The organism is Bradyrhizobium sp. AZCC 2289 (assembly GCF_036924615.1).
Lineage (GTDB): Bacteria > Pseudomonadota > Alphaproteobacteria > Rhizobiales > Xanthobacteraceae > Bradyrhizobium.
Genome location: NZ_JAZHRY010000001.1, coordinates 729,970 through 751,805, shown reverse-complemented (window position 1 = coordinate 751,805; position 21,836 = coordinate 729,970). Strand labels below are relative to the sequence as shown.

Below are 21,836 nucleotides of genomic sequence, written 5' to 3'. Positions count from 1 at the left end.
TATGGCGGAGAAACCCGGACATGGCTGACGATAGCAGCGATTTCGCCCGCTCGATGGGCATTGCGACCTCCGGTCTGCGGGCGCAGGCCGGGCGGATGCGGGTGATCTCGGAAAATATCGCCAACGCGGATTCAACCGCGCCGACGGCCGCCGGCGACCCCTATCGCCGCAAGGTGCCGACCTTTTCCTCCACGCTCGACCGTACGCTGGACGCAAAGGTCGTAGCCCTCGGCAAGGTCCGCACCGACCAGTCGGCGTTTCGCGTCAAATACGAGCCGAGCAATCCGGCGGCGGATGCCGCGGGCAACGTCAAATATCCCAACGTCAATCCGCTGATCGAAATGACCGACATGCGCGACGCCCAGCGATCCTACGAGGCGAACCTCAACATCATCAGCGCCACGCGCCGGATGATTCAACGCACGCTCGACATCCTCAAGGCCTGAACAGGAATTTTTAGCAAATGGCTACACCCACAGTTGCTGCCAACGCTTACGCCAGCCTTGCCCGCATGATGGAATCCGGCGGCACGGAGAAGGGCGGCCAGGCCTCGGGCGGCCCGTCCTTCTCGGCGCTGCTCAAGGACGCCGTCGGCGGCGTGCTCGAGGCCGGCAAGAAATCCGACGCCCAGACCATGGCGATGACCTCGGGCAAGGCCAACGTCATGGACGTGGTGACGGCGGTGGCGGAAACCGACGTCGCGGTCTCGACGCTGGTCTCGGTGCGCGACCGCGTCATCCAGTCCTACGAAGACATCATGAAGATGCCGATCTGATGCACGCCGTCATTGCGAGCGCAGCGAAGCAATCCATCGCGCAGCAAAAAGAAAGAATGGATTGCTTCGTCGCAAGGGCTCCTCGCAATGACGGGTGCTGAGCTTCCAGAGTAGACAGGAATTTGAAATGACCGGTGCTGAAACCCTCGACGTGGCGCGCGATGCGATCTGGACCATTGTCATAGTGTCGTCGCCGCTGATGGTGGTTGGCCTTGTGGTCGGCGTCGCGGTGTCGCTGTTCCAGGCGCTGACGCAGATCCAGGAGCAGACGCTGATCTTCGTGCCGAAGATCCTGGCGATCTTCGTGACGCTGTTGCTGGCGCTGCCGTTCATGGCGGATTCGCTGCACAGTCACATGATGCGGATATCGTCGCGAATCATAGGCGGTTGATGGCATCATGCGTGGGTCATGCGCGTCGATATCTCCCTTCTTCCGGCCCTCGCCGCCGCCTTCATCCTGGTGTTCGCCCGCATTGGCGCAATGGTGATGCTGTTGCCGGGGCTCGGTGAAACCAATATCCCGGTGCGCGTCAAGCTCGCGATCGCGCTATTGCTGACGCTGATCATCCTGCCGCTGCACCGCTCGGCCTACCACGTCGACATGACCTCGCTCACGTCGCTCCTGATATTGATGCTGTATGAGATCATCATCGGCGTCGTGCTCGGCGCCACCGCCCGCGTCACGCTGGCGGCGCTGTCGGTGGCGGGGTCGGTGATCGCTCAGCAGCTCGGCCTCGGCTTCGTCACCTCGGTTGACCCGACCCAGGGCCAGCAGGGGCTTCTGATCGGCAACTTCCTCACCCTCCTCGGCATCACGCTGCTGTTCGCCACCGACAGCCATCATCTGGTGATCGCCGCGCTGAACGAGAGCTACCGGATTTTTTCGCCGGGCGAGGCGATCCCGACCGGCGACGTCGCAGCCCTTGCCACCCGCGCGTTCGCCGCCGCCTTCAAGATCGGCATGCAGCTTGCGGCGCCGTTTCTGGTGTTCGGTCTGGTCTTCAACATCGGGCTCGGCGTGCTGGCGCGGCTGATGCCGCAGATGCAGGTCTATTTCGTCGGCGTGCCGCTCGCGATCATGGTCGGCTTCCTGATCTTCGCCCTCGTCCTCACGGCGATGATGGGAACCTACCTCGACTACTTCGTCGGCGTCATGCACGAGCTGACTCCGCTGAGATAGAGCATGATCCGGAAAAATGGGTACCGGTTTTCCCTCGCGACAAACGCGGAACGCGTTTGCGCGGAGATCATGCTCAAACAAAGAGGCTAGAGCGCTGCGATGGCCGACGATACCCACGACAAAACAGAAGACCCGACGCAAAAGCGTCTCGACGACGCCCATGCGCGCGGCGACGTTGCCAAGAGCCAGGAGGTCAACACCTGGTTCGTGATCGCGGGCGGGACGCTCGTGTTGTCGACCTTCTCGGGATCGATGGGCGGCGGCATCCTGATGCCGCTGCGCAACCTGGTCGCCAATTCATGGATGATCCACACCGACGGCGCCGCCCTGCTGGCGCTGGCGCAGACGCTGGGCTACGCCGTGCTGGCGGCGGTCGGCGTGCCGATGTTGATGCTGATGATCGCGGCGATCGCGGGCAACATGATCCAGCACCGGCTGGTGTGGTCGGCGGAGGGGCTGAAGCCGAAATTCAGCAAGGTGTCGCCCGGCGCCGGCTTGAAGCGCATCTTCGGCAAGCAGGCGGCGGCGAATTTCGCCAAGGGCCTCTTCAAGCTGGTGGCGCTCGGCGCCGTCATGATGGCGGTGCTGTGGCCGGAGCGCCATCGCCTGGAATCGTTCCTGCGGTTCGACCCGGACGCGATTCTTAGCGTCACCACCAGCCTGACGCTGCACCTGATGGGCGCCGTGGTGGCGATGCTGGCCGCGGTCGCCATCGCCGATTATTTCTTCCAGTACCGGCAATGGTACGAGCGGCAGAAGATGTCGCTGCAGGAGATGAAGGACGAGTTCAAGCAGTCCGAAGGCGACCCGCATATCAAGGGCAAGATCAGGCAATTGCGGCAGCAGCGCATGAAGAAGCGCATGATGGCTGCGGTTCCCAAGGCCTCCGTGATCATCACCAACCCGACCCACTATTCGGTGGCGCTGTCCTACGATCGCGGCATGTCGGCGCCGGTCTGCGTCGCCAAGGGTGTCGACAATATCGCGTTCAAGATCAGGGAAATCGCCAAGAAGCACGATATTCCCATCGTGGAGAACGTGCCGCTGGCCCGCGCCCTCTATGCCACCGTCGAGGTCGACGACGAGATCCCGGTCGAGCATTATCATGCGGTTGCCGAAATCATCGGCTACGTCATGGGCCTGAAGCGCGGGCTTTCCGGCCGGCGGACGTGAAACGGAACGGAAATCGCCTTGAAAAGCCTGTAATCTGCGGAATACCTGCCTGATGGACTTGCGTTTGCGGGTCCGATTCAGGCACTCAAGAGCGACGCGCCGGCCGGTTGGGATGGCGCGCCATCTCCATGCCGACGGGCAATGTCGCTTCAAATGACCGCCGAAACTGACAACCATCCGTCACCCGAGCCGTTCCTGGCCCATGAACCGGCGCGGCGGGGCGGCAGCATCGTGCTGGTGCTGCTGGTGGCCGCCGGGATCGTGGCGGTCGCGGTCGCGCTGATGACCATCGGCCGCGCCCAGGCCCAGCCCTATATCCTCGGTGTGCTGGCGCTGCTGGCGATGGTCGGCCTGTTCAATCTGTTCGCGTTCGCCGCCGGCATCATCCGTTTCACCGACCGTACCGCCGACGACCCGGTGATGGGCCACATCGCCGATCATGCCTATGACGGGCTGGCGGTCACCGATCCCCGGGGGCACGTGGTCTATTCCAACGCCGCCTATCTGGCGCTGACGGGGGCCACGAGCGCGCAGGACGTCCGTCCCATCGAGCGCGTCTTCATCGGCAATCCCGACGTGTCGGAAGCGGTGTTCCGCCTGTTGAAAGCCGCGCGCGAGGGCAAGCGGCAGCAGGAGGAAGTACGTATCGCGGGCCAGGGCGGCGCCCACGGCCGCTGGCTCCGGATGCGGGTTCGTCCGCTCGGCCAGAGCAAGCGCGAGGCGAAATACGCGGTGTGGTCGATCGCCGATATCACGCGGGACCGCGAACGTCAGGAAGACGTGTTCAAGGAACTGCAGCACGCGATCGAGTATCTCGATCACGCACCCTGCGGCTTCTTCTCGGTCAATCCCTCCGGCGAGATCGGTTACGTCAACGCGACGCTGGCGAACTGGCTGGACCACGACCTCGCCGAAATCGGATCGGGCGGCCTGAAGCTGACCGAAATCGTTTCCGGCGACGGCGCCTCGCTATTGACCTCGATCGCGGCGGTGCCCGGCGAAGTCAAAACCGAAGTGTTCGACATCGACCTGCGCATGCGCGGCGGCAAGACCATGCCGGTGCGACTCTATCACAAGCTGGCGTTCGGCGCGGACGGCGTGCCCGGCCCGTCGCGCACGCTGGTGATCAACCGCGCGCGCGACGAGCATTCCGATCCGGAACGCGCGGCCGAAGTCCGCTTCATGCGCTTCTTCGACCATACCCCGATGGCGATCGCGACCGTGGATCGCGGCGGCACGGTGGTGCGCGCCAATGCCCGCTTCGCCAAGCTGGCGCAAAGCCTGAGCGCGGACGGTGCGGCGAACAAATCGATCTTCCGGGCGGTGAACGCCCGCGACCGCAGCCTTTTGATCGCGGCGATCAATCAGGCCGCCGAAGGGCAGGGCGATATCGCGCCGGTCGAGGCCATGCTCGACGGGCCTAAGGAGCGCTGGGGGCAGTTCTTCGTCACCGGCGTCGAGAAAGACGAGCGCGATGCCGAGGCCGCCATCGTCTACATGCTGGAGACCACCGAGCGGCGCACGCTGGAGAACCAGATCAACCAGTCGCAGAAGATGGACATGGTCGGCCAGCTCGCCGGCGGCATCGCGCACGACTTCAACAATGTGCTGTCCGCCATCATGATGGCGAACGATTTCCTGCTGAACGCGCACAAGCCGACCGATCCGTCGTTCCAGGACATCATGCAGATCAAGCAGAACGCGACGCGGGCGGCGACGCTGGTGCGGCAGCTGCTGGCGTTCTCGCGCCGCCAGACCCTGCGGCCGCAGGTGCTCGACCTCGGCGACGCGCTCAGCGACCTCACCATGCTGCTGCGCCGGCTGATCGGCGAGAAGGTCAAGCTCGACCTCGTGCACGGCCGCGATCTCTGGCCGGTGAAGGTCGACGTCTCCCAGTTCGAACAGGTGATCGTCAATCTTGCGGTCAACGCCCGCGATGCGATGCCGGACGGCGGCAAACTGACGGTGAAGACCGCCAATGTCTCGTCGGACGAAGCGACCCAGCTGTCCTATAAGGGCATGCCGGCGGCGGATTATGTGCGGATCGACATTTCAGATACCGGCACCGGAATCCCCGCCGACATCGTCGACAAGATTTTCGAGCCGTTCTTCTCCACCAAGGAGGTCGGCAAGGGCACCGGCCTTGGGCTGTCGACGGTCTACGGCATCGTCAAGCAGACCGGCGGTTTTGTCTACGTCGACTCCAGGCCCGGCGAGGGCACCTCGTTCCGCATCTTCCTGCCGCGCTATCACCAGGAGCTGGAGGCCGCACCCGAGCCGCAAGCTATCAGTGGCGCCAGGGACGCTGGCGCCGAGCCGCCGAAGCCAAAACCCGATTTGACCGGGCACGGCACGATCCTGCTGGTCGAGGACGAGGAGGGCCTGCGCTCGCTGAACGCGCGGGGCTTGCGTTCGCGCGGCTACAGCGTGATCGAGGCCTCCAACGGCATCGAGGCGATCGAAGCGCTGGAGGAAAAACAAGGCGCGGTCGATCTGGTCGTATCCGACGTGGTGATGCCGGAAATGGACGGCCCGACGCTGCTGCGGGAGATGCGAACGCGCAATCCCAACCTCAAGATCATCTTCGTCTCCGGCTATGCCGAAGAAGCCTTCGAAAAGAGCCTGCCGGAAAACGAGCAGTTCGCCTTCCTCGCAAAGCCGTTCGCGCTGAGCGCGCTGGTCGAGAAGGTGAAGGAAACCATGACGTCGTCGTGAGGCATCATCCCCGTGTCCCGGACGCGTTGCAGCGTCTTGACGGTGCAACGCAGAGCCGGGACCCAAATCGTCTCACCACGATCCGGGGTCCGCAGCGCATCACCATAGCGCGTCGAAGACGCGCGTGAACGCGCTTGTGGTGCTGCGCGGCGCCCGGGAAAAGCTGCCAGACTGATCGCAATAGGGTGCACCTGCGCCCTGACAAGCCCCTTATCGTCACGTCCCCGCGACCGAGGGCCGCAGCCGCGGTTCCCGTTTGCGGCTTCACTTTTAGGCAACTGTGCCCATGTTAAGGGCGCTTCCCCATGCCGGGGATTGAGGAAACAGACATGAATTTCTCGCAACGCACGCGCGGGATTGTCCGGGCCATCGCCGTCGTACTGTCGCTGGCGGTGCCGCTGGTGATCGCGATCTCGTCGGCCGACGCCCGCGTCGGCGGCGGATTTGGCTCGGGCTCCCGGGGATCGCGGACGTTTTCCGCGCCGCCGAGCACGACCACGGCGCCGGGCACGGCGCAACCGTTCAACCGCACCTTTACCCAGCCCGGCAGCCCGGGCATGGGCGCGCCGACCACGGGCGGCGGCTTCTTCAACCGCGGCGGAATGGGCCGAGGCCTGCTTGGCGGGCTCGCCGCGGGCTTCCTCGGCGCCGGCCTCCTCGGCATGCTGTTCGGCGGCGGGATGTTTTCCGGCCTCGGCGGCTTGTCATCGATCTTCGGCCTGCTCCTGCAGATCGGCCTGATCTTCATCGTGGTGCGGATGGCGATGTCGTGGTGGCAGCGCCGTCACACACCGGCTTCAGCCTATGCCGGCGGGCCTGCGGTAGGTCCCGGTACGCAATCCGGCTTCGGCTCGGCCATGGGCTTTGGACTGGGGTCGGGCAGCAGCGCGCCGCTCGAGATCCAGCCCGCGGACTATGAGGCCTTCGAACGATTGCTCGGCGAGATCCAGGCCGCGTGGTCGAACGAGGACGTCGCCAAGCTGCATACGCTGGCGACGCCCGAGATGGTCAAGTATCTCACCGACGATATCCAGGCCAACAAGGCCCGCAACGTCATCAACAAGACCTCCGACGTCAAGCTGCTGCAGGGCGATCTCGCGGAGGCCTGGCGCGAAGGCGATACCGATTACGCCAGCGTGGCGATGCGGTTCTCGCTGGTCGACAAGACCCTGGATCGCAACACCGGCCGTCTGGTCGAGGGTAGCGAAACGCCGTCCGAAATCACCGAGGTCTGGACCTTCGTGCGGCCGCGCGGCGCAACCTGGGAACTCTCGGCGCTCCAGCAGACCAACTGATTATTGCCCAAGTGAACATCTGAAGCGAACATCTGAAGGCGCTGCGGTTCATTCCGCGGCGCCTTTTGTTTTTCCGTTCTTCATTCCGTCGTCGATGAGCAGGAATAATACCTCCCGTGACGGGTTGATCCCTGCGAACCAAAAAAACACTTGGGAGGATTTCGATGAACCGTTTCGCGAAGGTCCTGTCGGCTGCCTGCGTCGCGCTCGCCGCCATGTACGCTCTCGCTGCGCAGCCGGCGCAGGCGCAGTCGGCCGATACCAGCTTCTTCCTGACCAGCAACGGCATCGGCAACGGCGGCAACCTCGGCGGCCTGGCGGGCGCCGACAATCACTGCCAGACGCTGGCGCAGGCCGCGGGCTTTGGCGCCCCGAAGACGTGGCGCGCTTATCTCTCGACCCAGGCGGCCGACGGTGCGCCTGCCGTGAACGCGCGCGACCGCATCGGCAAGGGGCCGTGGAAAAATTCCAGGGGCGTCGTGATCGCCAAGGATGTCGCCGAGCTGCACTCCGGCGGCAACAACCTCACCAAGCAGACCGCACTCTCCGAGAAGGGCGAGGTCATCAACGGCCGCGGCGATACGCCAAACCGCCACGACGTACTGACGGGATCGCAGCCCGACGGTACCGCGTTCGCGGTGGGCGACGACCGCACCTGCAAGAACTGGACGAGTTCGACGCAGGGCGCTGCCATGGTCGGGCATTTCGACCGCTTGGGCTTGCGCGACGACGACGCCTCAAAATCCTGGAACTCCTCGCATGCCTCGCGCGGGCCGGACGGCGGCTGTTCGCAGGCCGACCTCAAGAGCACCGGCGGCGACGGCCTGCTGTATTGTTTCGCGGCGAATTGACGGACTGTCATTCCGGGGCGATGCGAAGCATCGAAACTATGATGCGCAGTTGCGCATCTGACATTCGCACAGGAAGGCGGTGGATTGGCGCGTTGACACCCAGGATGTAGCTTGGCGACCAGCCGTCATGTTCACATTCACGAGGGGATCGTCGATGCGTTATCAGCTCTATTACTGGCCGGGCATTCAGGGCCGCGGCGAATATGTCCGGCTCGCGCTGGAAGAGGCTGGTGCCGCCTACAGCGATGTCGCGCGCAGCGGCAACGGCATGGGTGCGATGATGAAGATGATGGAGGCCAAGGGCCTGCCGCCGTTTGCGCCGCCGTTCCTCAGGGCCGGCAAACTCGTGATCGGGCAGACCGCCAACATCCTGCTCTATCTCGGCGCGCGCCATGGTCTGGCGCCGAAGGCGGAGCCGGGAAAGCTGTGGCTGCATCAGCTGCAGCTCACGATCACCGATTTCGTGTCGGAGATTCACGACACCCATCACCCGCTCGGGCCCACGCTGTATTACGAAGACCAGCGCGCGGCTGCAAAGAAGCGCACCGAGGAATTCTGGAAAGAACGCGTGCCGAAATATCTGGGTTATTTCGAGCGCCTGCTAAAGGCCAATGGCGGCGCTTACGTCACCGGCCGCCGCCTGACCTATGTCGATCTCTCATTGTTCCAGATCGTGGAAGGGCTGCGCTACGCTTTTCCGAAGCGCATGAAGGCCTTCGAGCGGGAAACACCCGGCCTGATCGGCCTGCGTGACCGCGTCGTGGCGCGGCCGAACATCAAGGCGTATCTGGCGAGCGACCGGCGGATTGCGTTTAACGAGGACGGGATTTTTCGCAGGTACAAGGCGCTGGATATTTAGCTCCGTCATTCCGGGATGCGCCCGCTTGGGCGCAGGCCCGGAATCCATACTCACGATCGTGGTTATGGATTCTCAGATGTGCAATTGCACATCATAGCTCGCGCTTCGCGCGCCCCGGAATGACGAACGTTGGATTTGGTACTAACGATTCCTGCCATCGATCGGCGTCATCGCAAGCTTCGCAAGCTCGATGCCGTCGATGCAGCTGACGTTCAGCGCCACTACTTCGGTGCCGTCGGGCTTGGTGCCGCGCGCGAACACGTCGACGCCGCAATCGATGCAGAGCTGATGGCGGATCGCGTGCTTGTTGAACAGATATTCGCGCAGATTTTCCTCACCGGCGCGGAGCTGAAAGCTCTTCGGTGGGAGGAAGGTGAAATGCAGGCCCTTCTTGGTGCAGATCGAGCAGTTGCAGGCGGTCACCATCGCCATGTCGGTGGTGCATTCGAAGCGCACCTGGCCGCAATGGCAGCCGCCGGTGTAAACCTTGCTGTCGGGCATCGTTTCCCCCTCGCCAGACGCTCTCACCAGATTCCCGGTACCAGACGATAGCGCACGCGCGCGGCGTAGTCAGCATAGCCCGGCAGCCCCGCGATCAGCGTCCGTTCCTCAATACGGGCGCGAATGGCGAACAGCAATGCGAACAGGGGTGCGATCGCCACGCCCCACCAGGAGCCCAGCAGCAGCGGCGCGCCGACGAAAAACAGCATGATGGCGCTGTACATGGGATGGCGCACCAACGCGTATGGACCGGTCGAGACCACGTGATGGTGGCGCTCGGCCTGCACCTTGACCACGGGGGCGGCAAAGGAGTTTTCGCGGAACACCCACATGATGAAGCCGGTCGAGAGCAGGTACATCGCCAGCCCCAGCACCCGCAGCGCCACGGGTACGTCGGAGGCCTGCATCCGCCGGTCCAGTCCCATCGCGACGAACCACAGGAATGCCACGATGACGAATACCAGCATGAATTTCTTGTCGGCGGCGGGCTGTTCGTCGCGCGCTGTCAGCCGCATGCGCTCGGCCAGCAGCCCCGGATCGGTTCGCGCAAGCCACAATCCGCAGGCGGGGCCGAGTATCGCAGAGGTCGCCAGATACACCCACGCCGCCGGCCAGTGCAGCGTGCCCGCGGTCGCAAACAGCAGCACGCCCATGGCGACGACAACGAACGTGTTCTGCAGCAGCAGCTTTGCGATCATGCTTGTGTTCCTTGAGGGATCAGCATGATCGCGCGTTTTTTCGGCAAACTTGCGGCACTCACTACCGCCATTGCCGGGCATAGCAGTCTGCCTTGCGCAGACTGCGTAAACTTGTCTGCGCTCCCGGCAATCCATCCGCTTCGAAAAACTTCTCATGAAGAAAGATGGATACGCGGGTCGAGCCCGCGTATGACGTTTGGAGATTGCCTTTTGCAGCTCAGACCAGCTGGTCGATCCGCGTTCCCTGTCCGGGCGGAAGTGCGGCCAGCACCGTCGGCTGCGGCAGGCGCGTGCCGTCGGCCGCAGCGGCGTTGGCGTCAGGCGTCTTGTCGGGCGGATTGGGCGCGCTGGATTGCGGCGGTGCGATCGGCACCGGCGCGGCAATACTTGCGATCGTCATCGGAAACATCCTTTTCGTTGCCTCCGACCTTGGCTGCGTTGAAGCGAACGATTTATGAATCCGGCGCTTCAACCACGCAGCATCGCCGCCGATCCCATCGAACAGTGAACGGGAGGCTCCGATTTCACTACAAATTTATCGAACTCGGCGTTCCGGCGTGGCTGGCTGCAGGCCTATTCGTCCTTGTCGCGCGTGACCGCGATCGACGCGTCGGTCTTGGTGCGCGTGCATTCCATGTTGAGCCGGCGATAGCGAAAGCTGACCTTGTCGCCGCGCAGGATGCCCATGCGCTTGAGGCAGCGCGTGGTGCCGGTCGTGGTGTCGTCTTTCGGCACCGTGAAGACGATCGCCGCCGCGCGGCCGACCAGATCGTAAAATGCGGGCTTCGGCTTGCGGTCGCCCTTGGCGTAGAGCTCGTTGGAGTAATCCTGGCCGCGGCAGCCGAGCGACAGCTCTTTTGCCGCCGGGTGCGTCAGATAGACGATATTGGCGGCCTTGAAGTTGACCTTGAGGCCGTCGATCTGATCGGCGAGTTGCTTTGCGGCATCGTCGCAGGGATCGGCGCGGGCCGGAGAGATCGTCAATACGGCCAGTACGGCAAAAATGGCGGCGAACATCGCCGAACGAACGTCCGGTACGAAACGGTTGCGCAGTGTTTTTGTCATAATACCCCCGCGGCATTGAAACGCGCACGCAAGGTTCATGCAAGGTCCGCGCGAGCGCGTCAATACGTGCCGTGACCGCGCTCGGCGGTCACGGCGGGGCATCCGCGGGTGAATGCCGGCGCCGGAGTTCAGCTAGCGTGCGCTTCTATCGCATCGACTGGCCTAGAACAGGCATTTCCCGTCATGCGCCTTGGAGACCATGGCCGCCTGGCGCACGCAATCGTTGGGATAGGTCTTGCCGTTGCAGCCGCAGACCGGGCGGTAGATCTGGGGGCAGAATCGTGGGACGCGCGCGCAGGTGCCGGCGATATCGAAGATGAAGCACGCGCCGGTCGGATGCTGGCAGAACAGCCCGGGGTTGCACTGGATGCCGGGAAAGCCGCCGCATTGCTTGCCGACACCGACCGCGCCGGCGCCGGAGGGGACCAGGATCATCAACGCCAGTGCCAACGAAACGAAAAGCCGCGTCCTCATGATTGCCTCCCTGGGTGCGTAAACAACTTTAGGTTACAATAATGTATGTTGGGTCGCAACGGATGTCCGGCGGGCTGGGCGTATGCCAGGCTCTCCGGAAGACCGAGGCTTCTCTGCCATACAAAAGTATGGTAGGTTATACATACCAGACGATGGTTCCGTGCCGATGCCCGATTTCGAATGGGACGCTGCCAAGGACAGGGCCAATCGGGCCAAGCATGGCATTGGGTTTGAGCTCGCCCAGCTTGCGTTTCTGTACCCGTTGCGCGTGATCGCCGAAGACCTCGATCATGGCGGCGAGGAGCAGCGTTACTTTTGCTTTGGCCGGGTCGAGGGCGCCGTCATGGCGGTGCGATTTACCTGGCGAAACCGGAAGATCAGGATTTTCGGGGCGGGTTACTGGCGGAAAGGAAAGGCGATCTATGAAAAAGCCAACGGTTAAATACAGCAAGGGCGAGATCGGCCGGGTCAGGATCGTCGAGGACTTTCTACCATCTCCGGACCGGTTGGTGCTGCGCGAGGACAACGTGAAGGTGACGCTGAGCCTGTCGCAGCGATCGGTGGCGTTCTTCAAACGCGCCGCGCGCCAGCGCCGCGTGCCCTACCAGCGCATGATCCGCGCGCTGGTGGACGCCTATGCAGAAAAGCAGGAAGAGAAGGGGTGAGGAAGCATTGCTGCTGAGGCATCCGGAACCTTCCTTTTCTCCCAAAAATGCTTAGAACGGCTCTATCGCCGGCCTGGCGTCCGTGGACGCGTCCGGAACCTCAACTTGCGAGCCCCCCATGAACGCCCCCACCGCCTTTCCCGACCCAAAACCCGTCCCGCCCTACAAGCACACGCCGCTGTTCCCGCTTGGCGCGGATACCACGCCCTACAAGAAGATCACGACCGAGGGCGTGCGGGTCGAGAAGGTGCTCGGCAAGGACATGCTGGTGGTGTCGCGCGAGGCGCTGCGGGCACTGTCCGAGGCCGCGTTCGGCGACATCAATCATTACCTCCGGCCCGGGCATCTGAAGCAGCTGCGCTCGATCCTCGACGACAAGGAGGCCAGCGACAACGACAAGTTCGTCGCCTTCGATTTTCTGAAGAACGCCAACATCGCCGCCGGCGGCGTGCTGCCGATGTGCCAGGACACCGGCACCGCGATCATCATGGGCAAGAAAGGCTGTAACGTCATCAGCGATGGCGACGACGAGGCCGCGCTGTCGGAAGGCGCGCGCGACGCTTATCTGCGCCGTAATCTGCGCTATTCGCAGGTGGCGCCGCTGTCGATGTATGAGGAAAAGAACACCGCCAACAACATGCCCGCGCAGTGCGAGATCTATGCCGAGGGCGATGACGCCTACAAGTTCATGTTCATGGCCAAGGGCGGCGGCTCGGCCAACAAGAGTTTTCTGTTCCAGGCGACGCCGTCGGTTCTGACAAAAGATCGCCTGCTGGCGTTTTTGAAGGAGAAGGTGCTCACCCTCGGCACCGCGGCGTGCCCGCCCTATCATCTGGCGATCGTGATCGGCGGCACGTCCGCTGAACTCTGCATGAAGACAGTAAAACTGGCGTCGGCACGCTATCTCGACGCGCTGCCGACCCATGGCTCGGCGGACGGCAACGCCTTCCGCGATCTGGAGATGGAGCAAGAGATTCTGAAGATGACGCAGTCGCTCGGCGTCGGCGCGCAGTTCGGCGGCAAATATTTCTGCCACGACGTCCGCGTGATCCGGATGCCGCGCCACGGCGCGTCCTTGCCGATCGGGCTCGGCGTGTCCTGTTCGGCGGACCGTCAGGTGCTCGGCAAGATCACCAAAGACGGCGTCTATCTCGAGGAGCTCGAGCATAATCCGGCGCAATATCTGCCCGCGGTCGAACAGTCGCTCGGCGGCGAGGTCGTCAAGATCGACCTCAACCAGCCGATGAAGGATATTCTAGCGACGCTTTCAAAACACCCGATCAAGACCCGGTTGTCCTTGAGCGGGACCATGATCGTCGCCCGCGATTCCGCGCATGCCAAACTGCGCGAGCGGCTGGAGAAAGGCGAGCCGCTGCCGGATTATTTTAGGAATCATCCGGTCTACTACGCCGGTCCCGCCAAGACGCCGGATGGCTACGCCTCCGGTGCGTTCGGCCCGACCACCGCGGGACGGATGGACTCTTTTGTCGACCAGTTCCAGGCCGCGGGCGGCTCGATGGTGATGGTGGCCAAGGGCAACCGCGCAGTCACGGTGCGCGAGGCCTGCAAGAAGCACGGCGGCTTCTATCTCGGCTCGATCGGTGGGGCAGCGGCAAACCTCGCCGAGCACTGCATCAAGAAGGTCGAGGTGGTGGAATATCCCGAACTCGGCATGGAAGCGATCTGGCGCATCGAGGTCGAGAATTTCCCGGCCTTCATCATCATCGACGACAAAGGCAATGATTTCTTCAAGGAATTGAATCTGGGGTAGGTTGTCGTCCCGGCCTCGAGCCGGGACCCATAGCCACCGTCAGTCGCTGCTGAGCGAAAGTCGTCGACGACCGTGCCAAATAACAACGACCGCGGCGTATGGGTCCCGGCTCAAGGCCGGGACGACAGCGGCGCCCTTACGCCCGCGTTCCCGTGAACGGGAAGCTGCCCATCGGGCCGATGCCCATTTCGCCGGACATGCTGTCGCCGGACACCTTGCCGGTGAAGGCCAGCGTCAGCGGCATCGGGTTGGTGATGGAGATCTTCCAGGCGACGTCGTCGCCGCTCGCGGTGCCGTCGAAGATTTCGCCGGAATTGCCGTCGGCGCCCTGGGTGCCCGTCAGCGTGCCGCCGGAATTCTTCAGGGTCAGCGTCGCCTTGCGCTCGCCCATCGGCGTGGTCATCACGATGTTCCAGTTGCCGTCCACTGCCATTGCTGTCTCCCCAATATTTCCCAGTAAACCGGAATGGTTCTGAGCTCCAAGCTCGGGCGGCGGTATAACCTATCTCGCTGCGCAAGCCTATGGTGTGGTGAATGCGGCCATCAGGTGGCGGCGCGCAGGCGGCTCGTTACCAGGATGCGGAACGCAACATACTGGATGGCGAAGGCCGCAATCTTCGCGCCGACCAGCACAACCGTCACATAGAATGTCCAGAGCTTCATGTCGCCGGTCAGCGCCACCGCGATGGTGCCACAGCCGAGCGCGAACATCAGCGCCGCCCACGCAAAGCCCGCCAGTGTGACGTATTCCGGAATGGTCTCGGTCACGATCGGCGGCAGATAGCGCAGCAGCCAGCCGCGCTTGAGCATGATGGCGCCGATCGCAAAATGCCCGATCGCGGGTTTTGCCAGCACGAAACGGGGATCGTTGGTGAGCAGCGTCGCGCTGCCGAGCACGATCACCAGCGCCAGGCTGGCATAGGTCATGAAGCCGAGCGCCTTGCCCTTGACCCGGGCGTAGATCACCTGCGCGATGGCGCCTGCGATCGCGACGCCGGTCGCCAGCAGCACGTTGTCGGTGACGAGGTAGATCACAACGAACAGGATGGTAGAGAGAAAATCGGTGGCCAGCCTTGCAAATACGTCCTTCATCGTCCTGCTCTCTGTTGGATGGGTCGCTGGTGCGTGGGCTTAGTGCGTTCCGGGCAGTGCGCCAACGGGCGCCACGCCGTATTTGGCCTTGCGATATTGCGGATACCATCTTGTGAAATAGACCGCGCTGTTGCGGGCGGCAAACGTGATCAGCAATCCCGACCAGAGCGGCAGGCCCGGGACATAGAGCAGCGCGATGTTGCCGATCATCATCAACAGCGCAGCGCCGGTCCAGGCCCAGGTGATCAGATAGTTTGCGTGAAGGAAACCGGGGAGCCGCGCGGTCTCCGCGTCGACCACCTCCCGCGCATATTGCAGCGTGAAGGGTCGGCGGAACACGATCGACAGCAGCGATACCAGGAAGATGCCGGTATCGACCGCGAACTTCACGGCCGATGAGTTCATGGCGGGATCGATCAGGACGTAGCTGCCGACCGCGGCGAACACCACCACGGAGCCGGCACCGAGAATCTTGACCGAGCGGCCGCGCAAGATGTCGAGCGCGATCACGCCAAGGCAGACCGCAACGGCGGCAAACAGGCTCACGGCGGCCGAGGTCACCAGCACCAGCAGGGCATAGGCGCCGTAGGGGGCAAGGATCAGGAAAATCGTCATGGCAGCCTCTTTCCAATCTTTACATCGTAAAGATACGCTAGGGGCGAACGCAGGAATCGTCAAGCGAAATCTTTACAGTGTCTAAATTGTGATAAGATCGAATATTATGATGGAATTACAATTACTTAAGTTGGCGTAAGTCCACCCAATAGAATCCGCGACAAGATCTTGAGGGCGCACGCGAGCAGCAGGCCGATCGTGATCGTCATGCCGCCGACCCGGCAGATGCGAAATTGCAGGGTGTTGGGAGCGACATACATGCCAAGCGGATGCAGCAGCCGCGAGATCGTTAGCGCGCCCATCAGCAAATGTACCCGCAGCGCCGAGGCGCCCGACATTTCGATCATGGCGACCATCAGCGCGATGATCGGAACATATTCGGCAAAGTTGGCATGCGCCCGGATCGCGCTGCGCAGCGTCGGACTGCCGCTGTCGCCAAAACTCGCACGGTTGCTTTGGCGCAGCCGGATCACTTGCACGGTGAGGGCTGCATAGAGCAGCGCGAGAACGGCGAGATAGGTTGACGTGATCGAGGGCAGGTGCATGGCGATTTCTCGGATGGTTGACATCGTCATTCCGGGGCGATGCGCAGCATCGAACCCGGAATCCAGAGACTGTGCCATCGAGATTCCGGGTTCAGCCCTGCGGGCTGCCCCGGAATGACTGGGCAAGGCCCTTACTCCGCCCCCACCCAGTTGCCGTGAAAACCATCGGGCACGCGATGGCCGAGATGCACCAGCGCCACCGGGCCGGCTTCGACATCGCTAGCATTGAACACCGCCAGATCGCTGCGGTTTTCCCGCGCGCGCCAGACCGCGGCCAGCAGCCAGCCATCGCCTTCGGCGGCATCGCTGCCGCGTTCGACGAACACCGGCTCTGAAATCGTGTCGCCGGCGGGCAGCAGATAATTGCCGAGCCGCGTGCCCTTGCCGTCGACATGGACGATGCCGGACAGCGCGCCGAACATCGGCAGATCCGGATTGGCGCAGGCGTACCAGCCGTGGTTGCTCTTCAAGCCGGCGCGGCGATCGTCGATGCGCGGGAATTCGCCGGTCAGGTCGTCGAGATAGGTCTGCGTGAAGCGGTCGGTATTCCCGGAAAGATCGAAGGTCCAGCGGCAGTGGCGGGCGCGGGATTTCGCAGGATCCGTCGGCGAGCCGTCGGGATGGGTGAACAGCGGCGCTTCCTCGAACTGCATGACGTCGGCGACGATACGGTCGCCTTCTTCCCAGGCGTTCATGACATGGAAGACGTAGCAGCTTTCGGCGCGGAACCAGACGATGTCTTTCGCCGAACCGCTGCGCTTCATGACGCCGACATAGGCGCCCTTGTCCGGCTCCCAGGCATAAGGCGGCTTGCCGCGCATTGCGCGATCCATGCTGCCGGTGATCGGCAATATCGGAAACAGCAGGTGATGTTCGGTGACGATGAAGTCGTGCACCATGCTGGCATAGGGCGCCTCGAAGCGATCGAACCGCGTCACCACGCCGGACGCGTTGACCGATCCGAAGGAGAGGGCAGGGGTCAGCGGCCCCGCGGCGTTGTAGCCGAAGAACACCATTTCGCCGGTGACGGGATCGATCTTGGGATGCGCGGTGAAGGGACCGGAGATGGCGCCCTTGTAGTCGCAATAGCCGATCCGGTTCAGCGTATCCGGCTCGATCTCGGTCGGCGGATGGCCTTCTTCCAGCGCCAGCAGTCGGCCGGCGTGAAAGATGATGTTGGTATTGGCGACGCCGCTGTCGGTACACGAAGTGGCCGGTGCATCCGGTAGTTTTCGGCCGCCGAAGCCGCCGAACAGCGCGCGGCCGGCGTCATGCTCGGCCTGCCATTTGGGGGTGCGGACCCAGCGATTGCGATAGCTGGCGCGGCCGTTTTCGAGACGGAAGGCGTGCAGCATGCCGTCGCCGACGAACCAGTGCGCGCCCGGCGCGTCGAATTGCGGGTTGGGGCCGTTGCGATAGAATGTGCCGTTGAGCTCGCGCGGCAGCTCGCCGGTCACCTTCAGAAACGGCGCGTCGCACTCAAAAGGGATCGGCGCCAGATTGGTCCGCGCCGCATTAGATGTCACATGGTCAAGCATCTCGCGCTCCCTCCGTTTATATCTTTACATCGTAAAGATGTGAGTACAGGGTGCCCCGCGTGCCGTCAAGCAAAATCTTTACAGTGTCAAAATGGCGTCATATAAGGATTCGCATGGCAAGATTATCCAGAGAAAGCAGAGCGAGCCGCCCGGCGACGGCGCGAGCCCGCAGGCTGGCGAAGGCTGCAACCGAAAGGCCCGCCAGCCGGCGGCGCAAATCGTCCGGCGAAACCCCCTATCACCATGGCGACCTGCACGAGGCCTTGCTGAAGGCGGCCGAGCGCGTGCTCGAGCGCGACGGCTTACCGGGGCTGACGCTGCGCGCGGTGGCGCGCGAGGCCGGGGTGTCGCACGCCGCACCCACCCATCATTTCGGCGATCTCACCGGGTTGCTCAGCGAACTCGCCGCGATCGGCTTCCGGCAATTCGGCGCGGCGATGGCGGCTGCGCGCGCTTCCGCGACCACGCCGCCCGAGAGGGGGATGGCGAGCGCCAAGGCCTATGTCGCCTATGCGCAGGCGCATCCCGGCATGTACGGGCTGATGTTCCGCAGCGAACGGCTCGATTATTCGCGCCCATCGCTGCACGAGGCCTCCGAAGCCTCGTTCGCAGGGCTGGCCCGCGGCGTCGGTGCCAGCCGGCAGGAGCAGATTTCCGAGGAATCGCTGTCGCTGGACCAGGCTGCCGCCATCGCGCGCGCCTGGTCGCTGGTGCATGGTTTTACCATGCTGCTGCTCGAGGGACGCCTCTCCAAAATTCTGGACCGGGCGCCCGAGGGCACATCTGCGGAAATGTTGCTGGATGCCATGGTGCGGTCGACGGGAGGCCGCCCGCCGCGGCCGTAACGGCGCGACCCAAGGCCTAGCGTTTCGCCAGCCCCACGGCGACGCCGCTATCGCCGATCACCTTCACCTCGTCCTTGCTGCACTTGAAATCGCGGGCGAGTTCGTCCGCAGCCTTGCGGGCGAGGTCATTGGCGTTGGGGTTGGCCTGCGCGTCGACATAGGCGACGTGACAGACTTCGCCGGGCGGCAGCCGCGTCACCGCCAGCATCGGTTTGTCAGTCGGCCGCCCGCTCTTGTCGGGGTCGCCATTGTCGGCGAGGTACCAGCGCTGGATGATCGCGAACGGCTTGCCGTCAGCACTCCGCCATTCGACGGTATGGCTGCTCGAATTGAACGGGTGAAACCAGACCTGGGCTGCGGGCTCCCTGGCCGCCGCGGCGCCACTGCGGCCGACCGAGACGGTTTCGCGCAGATCGTCTTCGGCAATCCGCACCACCAAGTCTGCTTTGCCCGGGCAAAGGCGCATGGTGCTGCCGTCGAGTTCGCTGGGCTTGCCGATCATGCGGCAATTCCTGGGGCGGTAGAGCTGTAGCTGCTGCCGAATGTTTGGGCGTTTGCCGGTGAAACGGCGAACATCAGCGCCGCGGCGGCCAATCCGGATGCGACCTGCAAACAGGGGACGCGTTTCATCCCAAAAACCTTATCGCCAAAGGAAACTTCGACGGGAACCTCGACCGATCAGACGTGTGCAATCTGGGGAAGGTTCAAGCCGGAGGCGCGAAACACCTGACACGGGCGCGGAATCGTCCTAGAAGGGCGGCTTCGCGATCCCTTTCGCCCTCACCAGCGTGTCAGTTACTCAATCGCCATGCCTGCCATACCCACGAATAAACCCTACCGCGTCGGCCGTTCCCCCACCGGGCTTGGCCTCTTCGCCACCAAACCGATCAAGAAGGGTACCAAAATCATTCGCTATTTTGGGCCGCTGTTGGATTCGAAGAAGAAAAAAGACGACGCGATCGAGAACAAATATCTGTTCGAGCTCAACAACCGCTGGACCATCGACGGCTCGGTGCGCAAGAACGTCGCCCGCTACATCAACCACGCCTGCAAGCCGAACGCGGAATCCGACGTCAAACCGCGCAAGCGCAAGGTCTTCATCCGCGCCATCAAGAACATCGAACCGGGCGAAGAGATCAACTACGATTACGGCACCGATTATTTCAAAGCCTATCTGAAGCCGATCGGCTGCAAATGCGCGGCCTGCGAGAAAAAGCGCAAGAAGAAGCGCGCCGAGGCGCGGGCCGAGAAATTGCGCCTGAAGGCCAAGGCGGAGCGCAAGGCGCTGAAGCAGGCGGAAAAGCTGGCGGCGAAGGTTGCAAAGAAGAACGGCGCCAGTGCCAACGGCGTCAAGATGAATGGCGTCAAGGCGAACGGCAAACACCTCAACGGCAAGCACCTGAACGGCAACGGTCGGCGCAAGGTGACGGCAAGGAAGCCGCTCGCCGTGAGGCCGCGGGCTCCCGCGCCTGAGCCGGCCCTTCAGGCCTAGAGCATCCAATCAGCGCACCCGTTATCCTGAGAGGCGGTGAAGCTATCTCGGACCTCAACCTGAGGAGCGGCGTCTTCGCCGCGCGTCTCGAAGGATGGCCGCGAGTCCGTGTGTTGCGTCCATCCTTCGAGACGCTTGCGGAGTCTATCATCGGGCCGCGCTTCGCGCGGACCCGGTGGCAAGCTCCTCAGGATGGCGTCCGTGGGAGAATTCATCCCCCAGGCCTCCGCGTCGAGTCCGGCAGCGGCGCATCGCCAAAATCGAGCGCCGAGCGTTGCAGAATCGCGCCGCTGTCGTCGACGACGACGCGAAAGCGCCGGTGTTCCCAAAAGAACGTCAGGCGATGCCGGCCGAGATCCGCATCGACCCCGCGCTCGGACAGGCTCGTGATCTTGCCGGCTTGCATCTGTTGCCTGAGAACCGGCAAAGCGATGCCGAGGCCCTCGGCGATCACGGACGCGTCGATCTCAAGGTCGCCGTCGCGGAATTCGACCGGTTTCATGCAGCACCTCGGGCAGGGCTGGGTTTGGATCGCGCGGGATAGGCGCATTCCGCCAGCGTCGTGGAGTCAAGCTCGCGCATAAAGGCTTCGCGCGCGGCGGCGAGCTTTGCCTTGAGACGGCAGCGCGGCGTCAGCACGCAACCGCCGCCATCCTCGCGAAAACATTCGACCAGCGCTTCGCCTTCGAGTGCGCGCACGACTTCGCCGAGCGTGATCGACGCCGGCGGCCGCGCCAGCGTGAAGCCGCCGCCGGCGCCGCGATGGGTCGCGATGAATCCGCCGTCGGCGAGGTCGCGCACCACCTTGGCCAGGTGATTGCGGGAGATGCCGAACTCGGCGGCGATTTCGTTGGTCGCGAACGAGCGCGCCGGCTCGCCCGCCAGCCGCATCAGGGCGCGCAGCGCAAAATCCGTAAACGACGTCAGGCGCATGGGAGCCCCTCGAAAATAAGACTTTGTGGATCATCTATACCCGTCTAAATAGGTATTTGAAATACCTATTTAAGGAGACCTGCCATGACGGGGGCGGAACGGCGCGAAAAGATCACGGCCGAGATCACTGAGAGGACCGGCATCACCGAGGCCATGATCGAGCGCCTGGTGCACGGCTTCTACGCCAAGGTCAGAACGGACGCGGTACTGACGCCAATATTTGACGCCCGAATCCGGGATTGGGAGCCGCATCTTAAGCAGATGTGCGCGTTCTGGTCGTCGGTGGCGCTGATGTCGGGCCGCTATCACGGCACCCCGATGGTCAAGCATGTGCCGCTGCCGGTCGATGCCGCCCATTTCGACCGCTGGCTAAAACTGTTCGAGGAGACGGCCCGGGAGATCTGCCCGCCGGCGGCCGCGACGCATTTTGTCGAACTTGCGCGGCGGATTGCCGCGAGCCTCGAACTCGGCATCGCCGGCGGCCAGGGCGTCATGCTCAGGCCGGGCGAACGATTCAAGCGTAACGAAACGGGAGCCGTGCAATGATCGACCGGGCGCATGTCGTGACTGACCCGGTATCGGCGAATCCGTATTCCGGCAGCAGCCTGCTGCCGATGCTGGTCGCAGGGCTCGTTCTGACGCTGGTCGGGATGATCGCGGCTGTGCTCCTGAGTTGAGGCGTCATTGCGAGGAGCAAAGCGACGAAGCAATCCATTCTTTCTTTGCGTGGTGAGATGGATTGCTTCGCTTCGCT

28 protein-coding genes and 1 pseudogene are annotated in these 21,836 nt (G+C 63.3%); 16 read left to right on the top strand and 13 right to left on the bottom strand.

Annotated features, from left to right (window positions below):
- Positions 1–20 precede the first annotated feature (20 nt).
- The 9 genes from flgC to V1289_RS03865 all read left to right on the top strand — a co-directional run bounded on the left by flgC (position 21) and on the right by V1289_RS03865 (position 8,848).
- Complete coding sequence (flgC, locus tag V1289_RS03905) at positions 21–446, top strand: flagellar basal body rod protein FlgC (RefSeq protein ID WP_074274904.1); 426 nt, start codon at positions 21–23, stop codon at positions 444–446.
- A gap of 17 nt (positions 447–463) precedes the next feature.
- Positions 464–775, top strand: a complete 312-nt coding sequence (gene fliE, locus V1289_RS03900) for a flagellar hook-basal body complex protein FliE (protein ID WP_334395709.1) — start codon at positions 464–466, stop codon at positions 773–775.
- A gap of 127 nt (positions 776–902) precedes the next feature.
- Positions 903–1,166 (top strand): flagellar biosynthesis protein FliQ, encoded by a 264-nt coding sequence (fliQ, locus tag V1289_RS03895; RefSeq protein ID WP_334395708.1) that lies wholly within the window; start codon positions 903–905, stop codon positions 1,164–1,166.
- A gap of 18 nt (positions 1,167–1,184) precedes the next feature.
- Positions 1,185–1,955: a flagellar biosynthetic protein FliR gene (fliR, locus tag V1289_RS03890; protein WP_334395707.1), complete on the top strand. Its 771-nt coding sequence runs from the start codon at positions 1,185–1,187 to the stop codon at positions 1,953–1,955.
- A gap of 99 nt (positions 1,956–2,054) precedes the next feature.
- Positions 2,055–3,128: a flagellar biosynthesis protein FlhB gene (gene flhB / locus V1289_RS03885; protein WP_334395706.1), complete on the top strand. Its 1,074-nt coding sequence runs from the start codon at positions 2,055–2,057 to the stop codon at positions 3,126–3,128.
- Between the two features lie 153 nt (positions 3,129–3,281).
- Positions 3,282–5,843 (top strand): cell cycle histidine kinase CckA, encoded by a 2,562-nt coding sequence (gene cckA / locus V1289_RS03880; protein WP_334395705.1) that lies wholly within the window; start codon positions 3,282–3,284, stop codon positions 5,841–5,843.
- A 305-nt stretch (positions 5,844–6,148) separates the two neighbouring features.
- Complete coding sequence (locus V1289_RS03875; RefSeq protein ID WP_334395704.1) at positions 6,149–7,138, top strand: TIM44-like domain-containing protein; 990 nt, start codon at positions 6,149–6,151, stop codon at positions 7,136–7,138.
- Positions 7,139–7,353: 215 nt separating this feature from the next.
- Complete coding sequence (locus V1289_RS03870; protein ID WP_309185078.1) at positions 7,354–7,989, top strand: lectin; 636 nt, start codon at positions 7,354–7,356, stop codon at positions 7,987–7,989.
- 154 nt (positions 7,990–8,143) lie between these two features.
- Complete coding sequence (locus tag V1289_RS03865; protein WP_334395703.1) at positions 8,144–8,848, top strand: glutathione S-transferase; 705 nt, start codon at positions 8,144–8,146, stop codon at positions 8,846–8,848.
- A 141-nt stretch (positions 8,849–8,989) separates the two neighbouring features.
- Here the strand turns inward: V1289_RS03865 and V1289_RS03860 are convergent, their stop codons facing one another.
- The 5 genes from V1289_RS03860 to V1289_RS03840 all read right to left on the bottom strand — a co-directional run bounded on the left by V1289_RS03860 (position 8,990) and on the right by V1289_RS03840 (position 11,586).
- Positions 8,990–9,349, bottom strand: coding sequence for a GFA family protein (locus V1289_RS03860; RefSeq protein WP_309178088.1), 360 nt, complete (start codon positions 9,347–9,349; stop codon positions 8,990–8,992).
- Between the two features lie 23 nt (positions 9,350–9,372).
- A complete protein-coding gene (locus V1289_RS03855) occupies positions 9,373–10,047 on the bottom strand; it encodes a methyltransferase family protein (protein WP_334395702.1) in 675 nt (224 codons plus the stop codon).
- A 217-nt stretch (positions 10,048–10,264) separates the two neighbouring features.
- Positions 10,265–10,447: a hypothetical protein gene (locus tag V1289_RS03850; RefSeq protein WP_334395701.1), complete on the bottom strand. Its 183-nt coding sequence runs from the start codon at positions 10,445–10,447 to the stop codon at positions 10,265–10,267.
- Positions 10,448–10,620: 173 nt separating this feature from the next.
- Positions 10,621–11,064 (bottom strand): hypothetical protein, encoded by a 444-nt coding sequence (locus tag V1289_RS03845; protein ID WP_309185076.1) that lies wholly within the window; start codon positions 11,062–11,064, stop codon positions 10,621–10,623.
- A 210-nt stretch (positions 11,065–11,274) separates the two neighbouring features.
- Complete coding sequence (locus V1289_RS03840; RefSeq protein WP_334395700.1) at positions 11,275–11,586, bottom strand: Kazal-type serine protease inhibitor family protein; 312 nt, start codon at positions 11,584–11,586, stop codon at positions 11,275–11,277.
- Positions 11,587–11,752: 166 nt separating this feature from the next.
- Between V1289_RS03840 and V1289_RS03835 the strand changes: the two genes are divergently transcribed.
- The 3 genes from V1289_RS03835 (at position 11,753) to V1289_RS03825 (ending at position 14,022) form a co-directional block, all read left to right on the top strand.
- Positions 11,753–12,028 carry a BrnT family toxin gene (locus V1289_RS03835; protein WP_334407257.1) on the top strand — a complete coding sequence of 92 codons (276 nt, stop codon included), beginning with the start codon at positions 11,753–11,755 and terminating at the stop codon, positions 12,026–12,028.
- Entirely contained in the window at positions 12,009–12,251 is a 243-nt protein-coding gene (locus V1289_RS03830) for a hypothetical protein (protein ID WP_334395699.1), read from the top strand. The genes V1289_RS03835 and V1289_RS03830 overlap by 20 nt, the downstream gene beginning before the upstream one ends.
- 118 nt (positions 12,252–12,369) lie before the next feature.
- Entirely contained in the window at positions 12,370–14,022 is a 1,653-nt protein-coding gene (locus V1289_RS03825) for a fumarate hydratase (RefSeq protein WP_334395698.1), read from the top strand.
- 136 nt (positions 14,023–14,158) lie between these two features.
- On the opposite strand, the gene V1289_RS03820 is transcribed toward V1289_RS03825, so the two are convergent.
- The 5 genes from V1289_RS03820 to V1289_RS03800 form a co-directional block, all read right to left on the bottom strand.
- Positions 14,159–14,455: a hypothetical protein gene (locus tag V1289_RS03820; RefSeq protein WP_074274917.1), complete on the bottom strand. Its 297-nt coding sequence runs from the start codon at positions 14,453–14,455 to the stop codon at positions 14,159–14,161.
- Positions 14,456–14,565: 110 nt separating this feature from the next.
- Positions 14,566–15,114 (bottom strand): inner membrane-spanning protein YciB, encoded by a 549-nt coding sequence (locus V1289_RS03815; RefSeq protein WP_334395697.1) that lies wholly within the window; start codon positions 15,112–15,114, stop codon positions 14,566–14,568.
- Between the two features lie 39 nt (positions 15,115–15,153).
- Positions 15,154–15,729 carry a hypothetical protein gene (locus tag V1289_RS03810; protein ID WP_334395696.1) on the bottom strand — a complete coding sequence of 192 codons (576 nt, stop codon included), beginning with the start codon at positions 15,727–15,729 and terminating at the stop codon, positions 15,154–15,156.
- A gap of 125 nt (positions 15,730–15,854) precedes the next feature.
- Positions 15,855–16,298 (bottom strand): MAPEG family protein, encoded by a 444-nt coding sequence (locus V1289_RS03805; RefSeq protein ID WP_334395695.1) that lies wholly within the window; start codon positions 16,296–16,298, stop codon positions 15,855–15,857.
- Positions 16,299–16,405: 107 nt separating this feature from the next.
- Positions 16,406–17,812 (bottom strand): carotenoid oxygenase family protein, encoded by a 1,407-nt coding sequence (locus tag V1289_RS03800; RefSeq protein ID WP_334395694.1) that lies wholly within the window; start codon positions 17,810–17,812, stop codon positions 16,406–16,408.
- 113 nt (positions 17,813–17,925) lie between these two features.
- On the opposite strand from V1289_RS03800, the gene V1289_RS03795 reads away from it, so the two are divergent.
- Positions 17,926–18,657 (top strand): TetR/AcrR family transcriptional regulator, encoded by a 732-nt coding sequence (locus V1289_RS03795; protein WP_334395693.1) that lies wholly within the window; start codon positions 17,926–17,928, stop codon positions 18,655–18,657.
- 16 nt (positions 18,658–18,673) lie between these two features.
- Here the strand turns inward: V1289_RS03795 and V1289_RS03790 are convergent.
- Positions 18,674–19,233, bottom strand: a pseudogene (locus tag V1289_RS03790) (hypothetical protein).
- A gap of 232 nt (positions 19,234–19,465) precedes the next feature.
- Here V1289_RS03790 and V1289_RS03785 point away from each other — a divergent pair.
- A complete protein-coding gene (locus tag V1289_RS03785; RefSeq protein ID WP_334395692.1) occupies positions 19,466–20,149 on the top strand; it encodes an SET domain-containing protein in 684 nt (227 codons plus the stop codon).
- Positions 20,150–20,360: 211 nt separating this feature from the next.
- Here V1289_RS03785 and V1289_RS03780 read toward each other — a convergent pair whose 3' ends face one another.
- Both V1289_RS03780 and V1289_RS03775 read right to left on the bottom strand, forming a co-directional pair.
- Positions 20,361–20,651: a DUF6522 family protein gene (locus V1289_RS03780; protein ID WP_334395691.1), complete on the bottom strand. Its 291-nt coding sequence runs from the start codon at positions 20,649–20,651 to the stop codon at positions 20,361–20,363.
- Positions 20,648–21,082, bottom strand: a complete 435-nt coding sequence (locus tag V1289_RS03775; protein ID WP_334395690.1) for an RrF2 family transcriptional regulator — start codon at positions 21,080–21,082, stop codon at positions 20,648–20,650. The genes V1289_RS03780 and V1289_RS03775 overlap by 4 nt, the downstream gene beginning before the upstream one ends.
- Positions 21,083–21,166: 84 nt before the next feature.
- Here V1289_RS03775 and V1289_RS03770 point away from each other — a divergent pair, with 84 nt between their 5' ends.
- Together V1289_RS03770 and V1289_RS03765 are read left to right on the top strand one after the other, a co-directional pair.
- The gene (locus V1289_RS03770) at positions 21,167–21,628 is read left to right on the top strand and encodes a group III truncated hemoglobin (protein ID WP_334395689.1); all 462 of its coding nucleotides are present in this window, start codon (positions 21,167–21,169) and stop codon (positions 21,626–21,628) included.
- Positions 21,625–21,759 (top strand): hypothetical protein, encoded by a 135-nt coding sequence (locus V1289_RS03765; RefSeq protein WP_309178072.1) that lies wholly within the window; start codon positions 21,625–21,627, stop codon positions 21,757–21,759. Before V1289_RS03770 ends, V1289_RS03765 begins: the two co-directional genes overlap by 4 nt.
- Positions 21,760–21,836 lie beyond the last annotated feature (77 nt).

What these genes read in the sequence shown, in the direction of transcription:
- V1289_RS03845 (WP_309185076.1), bottom strand. Translation starts at nt 11,064, where the DNA reads ATGTTCGCCGCCATTTTTGCCGTACTGGCCGTATTGACGATCTCTCCG.
- V1289_RS03855 (WP_334395702.1), bottom strand. Translation starts at nt 10,047, where the DNA reads ATGATCGCAAAGCTGCTGCTGCAGAACACGTTCGTTGTCGTCGCCATG.
- V1289_RS03780 (WP_334395691.1), bottom strand. Translation starts at nt 20,651, where the DNA reads ATGAAACCGGTCGAATTCCGCGACGGCGACCTTGAGATCGACGCGTCC.
- flgC (WP_074274904.1), top strand. Translation starts at nt 21, where the DNA reads ATGGCTGACGATAGCAGCGATTTCGCCCGCTCGATGGGCATTGCGACC.
- flhB (WP_334395706.1), top strand. Translation starts at nt 2,055, where the DNA reads ATGGCCGACGATACCCACGACAAAACAGAAGACCCGACGCAAAAGCGT.
- V1289_RS03860 (WP_309178088.1), bottom strand. Translation starts at nt 9,349, where the DNA reads ATGCCCGACAGCAAGGTTTACACCGGCGGCTGCCATTGCGGCCAGGTG.
- V1289_RS03800 (WP_334395694.1), bottom strand. Translation starts at nt 17,812, where the DNA reads ATGCTTGACCATGTGACATCTAATGCGGCGCGGACCAATCTGGCGCCG.
- V1289_RS03865 (WP_334395703.1), top strand. Translation starts at nt 8,144, where the DNA reads ATGCGTTATCAGCTCTATTACTGGCCGGGCATTCAGGGCCGCGGCGAA.
- V1289_RS03785 (WP_334395692.1), top strand. Translation starts at nt 19,466, where the DNA reads ATGCCTGCCATACCCACGAATAAACCCTACCGCGTCGGCCGTTCCCCC.
- V1289_RS03795 (WP_334395693.1), top strand. Translation starts at nt 17,926, where the DNA reads ATGGCAAGATTATCCAGAGAAAGCAGAGCGAGCCGCCCGGCGACGGCG.
- cckA (WP_334395705.1), top strand. Translation starts at nt 3,282, where the DNA reads ATGACCGCCGAAACTGACAACCATCCGTCACCCGAGCCGTTCCTGGCC.
- V1289_RS03850 (WP_334395701.1), bottom strand. Translation starts at nt 10,447, where the DNA reads ATGACGATCGCAAGTATTGCCGCGCCGGTGCCGATCGCACCGCCGCAA.
- V1289_RS03825 (WP_334395698.1), top strand. Translation starts at nt 12,370, where the DNA reads ATGAACGCCCCCACCGCCTTTCCCGACCCAAAACCCGTCCCGCCCTAC.
- fliQ (WP_334395708.1), top strand. Translation starts at nt 903, where the DNA reads ATGACCGGTGCTGAAACCCTCGACGTGGCGCGCGATGCGATCTGGACC.
- fliR (WP_334395707.1), top strand. Translation starts at nt 1,185, where the DNA reads ATGCGCGTCGATATCTCCCTTCTTCCGGCCCTCGCCGCCGCCTTCATC.
- V1289_RS03870 (WP_309185078.1), top strand. Translation starts at nt 7,354, where the DNA reads ATGTACGCTCTCGCTGCGCAGCCGGCGCAGGCGCAGTCGGCCGATACC.
- V1289_RS03820 (WP_074274917.1), bottom strand. Translation starts at nt 14,455, where the DNA reads ATGGCAGTGGACGGCAACTGGAACATCGTGATGACCACGCCGATGGGC.
- V1289_RS03840 (WP_334395700.1), bottom strand. Translation starts at nt 11,586, where the DNA reads ATGAGGACGCGGCTTTTCGTTTCGTTGGCACTGGCGTTGATGATCCTG.
- V1289_RS03835 (WP_334407257.1), top strand. Translation starts at nt 11,753, where the DNA reads ATGCCCGATTTCGAATGGGACGCTGCCAAGGACAGGGCCAATCGGGCC.
- V1289_RS03830 (WP_334395699.1), top strand. Translation starts at nt 12,009, where the DNA reads ATGAAAAAGCCAACGGTTAAATACAGCAAGGGCGAGATCGGCCGGGTC.
- V1289_RS03775 (WP_334395690.1), bottom strand. Translation starts at nt 21,082, where the DNA reads ATGCGCCTGACGTCGTTTACGGATTTTGCGCTGCGCGCCCTGATGCGG.
- V1289_RS03875 (WP_334395704.1), top strand. Translation starts at nt 6,149, where the DNA reads ATGCCGGGGATTGAGGAAACAGACATGAATTTCTCGCAACGCACGCGC.
- V1289_RS03770 (WP_334395689.1), top strand. Translation starts at nt 21,167, where the DNA reads ATGACGGGGGCGGAACGGCGCGAAAAGATCACGGCCGAGATCACTGAG.
- V1289_RS03765 (WP_309178072.1), top strand. Translation starts at nt 21,625, where the DNA reads ATGATCGACCGGGCGCATGTCGTGACTGACCCGGTATCGGCGAATCCG.
- V1289_RS03810 (WP_334395696.1), bottom strand. Translation starts at nt 15,729, where the DNA reads ATGACGATTTTCCTGATCCTTGCCCCCTACGGCGCCTATGCCCTGCTG.
- V1289_RS03815 (WP_334395697.1), bottom strand. Translation starts at nt 15,114, where the DNA reads ATGAAGGACGTATTTGCAAGGCTGGCCACCGATTTTCTCTCTACCATC.
- V1289_RS03805 (WP_334395695.1), bottom strand. Translation starts at nt 16,298, where the DNA reads ATGTCAACCATCCGAGAAATCGCCATGCACCTGCCCTCGATCACGTCA.
- fliE (WP_334395709.1), top strand. Translation starts at nt 464, where the DNA reads ATGGCTACACCCACAGTTGCTGCCAACGCTTACGCCAGCCTTGCCCGC.